Raw genomic sequence first — 3038 nt, 5'->3', positions numbered from 1 at the left:
TTCTTCGCCGGCGCCGGCTCGGTCGACCCGACGCTGCTGCCCGCCGATGCCACCCAAGCGCCGCAAGGTTCGATCGCCGAAGTGGCGCCTGCCCGCACCGCGCTCATGGCAACGATCGCCGAGCGCATATCCAGGCATGGCGGCGCTGGCCTGTTTATCGACTATGGCCATCTCCAGCCGGGTGTCGGGGACACGCTGCAGGCCTTGCGAAGCCACGATCACGAAGATGTGCTGGCCAATCCCGGTGAGGCCGACCTCACCTCCCATGTCGATTTCGCCGCCCTGGCCGCGATCGTGCGTGCACATGGCCTCGAAGCCCATCTGACGACACAGGGCGACTTCCTGCTCGGCATGGGCATCCTCGAGCGCGCCGGCCGGCTTGGCGCCGATGCCGGCCAGGCGGCGCGCGAAAGGATCGCCGGCGACGTCGAACGCCTCGCAGGGCCGCAAGCCATGGGCGAGCTGTTCAAGGTGCTTGCGGTACTGCCTCGCGGCGTGGCGGTTCGGCCCTTCGCCGGGGCGGATTGACTTTTTACCGCCGCCCCTCCCAATCTCCCGTCCGCGCTTTGCAGCGCCTGTTCTCGACCAAGCACCTTCTTCTTGACGAAACCGCCCACACGGACAACAACGCCCGCATGCTGAATCAGACCAAACCGGATCCCGTTCGGTCGCCGCTGCTGGACAAGGCGCAGGCACAAGGCATCCGCCACGGCTATTTCACCCGCATCGGCGGTGTCTCCGGCGGCATCTACCAGGGCCTCAACATCGGCACCGGATCGAATGACGACCAGGCGCTGGTCGCAGAGAACCGCGGCCGCGTCGCCGCCTGGATGGGCGTGCCGGCGAACCATCTGTTGACCGCCTGGCAAATCCATTCGCCCGACGTCATCATCGCCAGGGAGCCCTTTGCCGGCGAGCGGCCCAAGGCAGACGCCATCGTCACCGACCGGCCGGGCATCGCCATCGGCGCTTCGACCGCCGATTGCGGTCCCGTGCTGTTCGCGGATGCTGAGGCGCGCATCATCGGCGCCGCGCATGCCGGCTGGAAAGGCGCGTTCACCGGCGTGCTCGAAAACACCATCCTGGCGATGGAAAGCCTCGGCGCCCGGCGCCAAAACATCATCGCCGTGCTAGGCCCCTCCATCGGCCCTGATAACTACGAGGTCGGCCCGGAATTCGTCGCCCGCTTTGTCGAAGCCGATGCCGAAAATATCCTCTATTTCGCGCCGTCCGCCAATGCCGGCCATGCCATGTTCGACCTCAACCGCTACACGGTTGACCGGCTGGCCGAGGCCGGCGTGACGGCTGAAGGCCTCGACCGCTGCACTTACGCCGAGGAAGGCCTGTTCTACTCCTACCGGCGCACCACGCATCGCAAGGAGCCCGATTACGGCCGGCAGGTTTCGGCAATCGTCTTGGAGAGGGAATAATGGCGCTGCATTTTGAACGATCTGAATTTGACGCGCGGCGCGACCGGCTGATCATCGAGATGGCCGAAAAAAAGCTTGATGCCATCCTGCTGTTCGCGCAGGAAAGCATGTACTGGCTGACCGGCTACGACACGTTCGGCTTCTGCTTCTTCCAGTGCCTGGTGGTGAAGGCCGACGGTTCGATGGTGCTGCTGACCCGCTCGGCCGACCTGCGCCAGGCGCGTCAGACCTCGATTATCGACAACATCGTCTTGTGGACGGACCGTAATGGCGCCAATCCGGCGGTCGACCTGCGCAATCTGCTCAACGAACTCGACCTGCTCGGCGCCCGCATCGGTGTCGAATACGACACCCATGGCCTGACCGCGTTCAATGGCCGCCGCCTCGACGAGCAGTTGCAGACCTTCGGCCAGATCGCCGATGCGTCCGGAATTGTCGGGCGGCTGCGCCTGTTCAAGAGTCCGGCCGAGATCGCCAAGGCCGAGAAGGCCGCCAATCTCTCCGACGACGCGCTCGACGCGGCGCTGCCGCTGATCAAGCAAGGTGGCGACGAAGCCCTGATCCTGGCCGCCATGCAGGGTGCGATCTTTGCCGGCGGCGGCGACTATCCGGCCAACGAATTCATCATCGGCTCCGGCGTCGATGCGCTGCTGTGCCGCTACAAGGCCGGCCGCCGCAAGCTCACCAAAAATGACCAGCTGACGCTCGAATGGGCCGGCGTCTTCAACCACTACCACGCACCGATGATGCGCACGGTGCTGACCGGCAAGGTGTCGAAGCGCCATCAGGAATTGTTCGACGCCGCCCGCGCGGCACTCCTGGCTGTCGAAAAGGCGATGACGCCGGGCAACAGCTTCGGCGACGTCTTCGATGCGCATGCCCGCACCATGGAGGCACACGGCCTGACCAAGCACCGGCTGAACGCCTGCGGCTATTCGGTCGGCGCCCGCTTCACCCCGTCCTGGATGGACATGCCGATGTTCTACCAGGGCAATCCCGAACCGATCGCGCCCAACATGACGCTGTTCGCCCATATGATCATCATGGACTCCGATACCGAGACGGCGATGACGCTTGGCCGCACCTACCTGACCACCGAATCCCAGCCCAAGCCGCTGTCCCGCCATGATCTCGACTTGATCGTACAGTGAATCCACAATGGGAGGCGTTCTTCGCCAAGGAGTTAGAAGGCAAATGAGACGATCGCATGTGACGACCGTGTCATTGCTTGTGGCATTGGCTCTTGCCGCCTGCACCAACGCAAAGGACGTGCTCGAACCGTCGGCGATCACTCCGCCGGCGACGTCGACCCAGACGCTGCCCGCCACCAGCACGGCGGGCGCTCCCGCAACCACCGCCGCACCGGTCACATCAGCCCAAAGCGCTGCCATCCTGTCGAAGACCCGCCTGCAGATCGCGCCGATCGTCGGCGCTTCGGTGGAAGCCGCGACACCTCTTACGGCGGAGTTGCAGACCCGCGCCAGGCAGCGCGGTATCACGCTCGCCGGCAGCGCCGACCAGACCGTGACACATGTGCTGAAGGGCTATTTCTCGACGATGTCGGAAGGCGCCGACACCACCGTCATCTATGTCTGGGATGTCTATGAC

4 protein-coding genes are annotated in these 3038 nt (G+C 64.7%); all 4 read left to right on the top strand.

The genetic code is table 11. The features are described from left to right. On the top strand, positions 1-528 hold a 528-nt coding region (locus EN984_RS28480), incomplete at its 5' end, for an SAM-dependent methyltransferase (protein ID WP_206517497.1). 107 nt (positions 529-635) lie between these two features. Then, positions 636-1430: a peptidoglycan editing factor PgeF gene (pgeF, locus tag EN984_RS28475; protein ID WP_127270538.1), complete on the top strand. Its 795-nt coding sequence runs from the start codon at positions 636-638 to the stop codon at positions 1428-1430. Next, the gene (locus EN984_RS28470) at positions 1430-2581 is read left to right on the top strand and encodes a Xaa-Pro peptidase family protein (RefSeq protein WP_127270541.1); all 1152 of its coding nucleotides are present in this window, start codon (positions 1430-1432) and stop codon (positions 2579-2581) included. Before pgeF ends, EN984_RS28470 begins: the two co-directional genes overlap by 1 nt. Before the next feature lie 43 nt (positions 2582-2624). Next, the coding region (locus EN984_RS28465; RefSeq protein WP_127384122.1) for a hypothetical protein at positions 2625-3038 on the top strand (414 nt) is incomplete at its 3' end.

It is taken from the genome of Mesorhizobium sp. M7A.F.Ca.CA.004.12.1.1, from assembly GCF_003997835.1.
In the GTDB taxonomy this organism is placed as follows: Bacteria; Pseudomonadota; Alphaproteobacteria; order Rhizobiales; family Rhizobiaceae; genus Mesorhizobium.
This window is presented reverse-complemented; position numbering and strand designations above follow the sequence as displayed.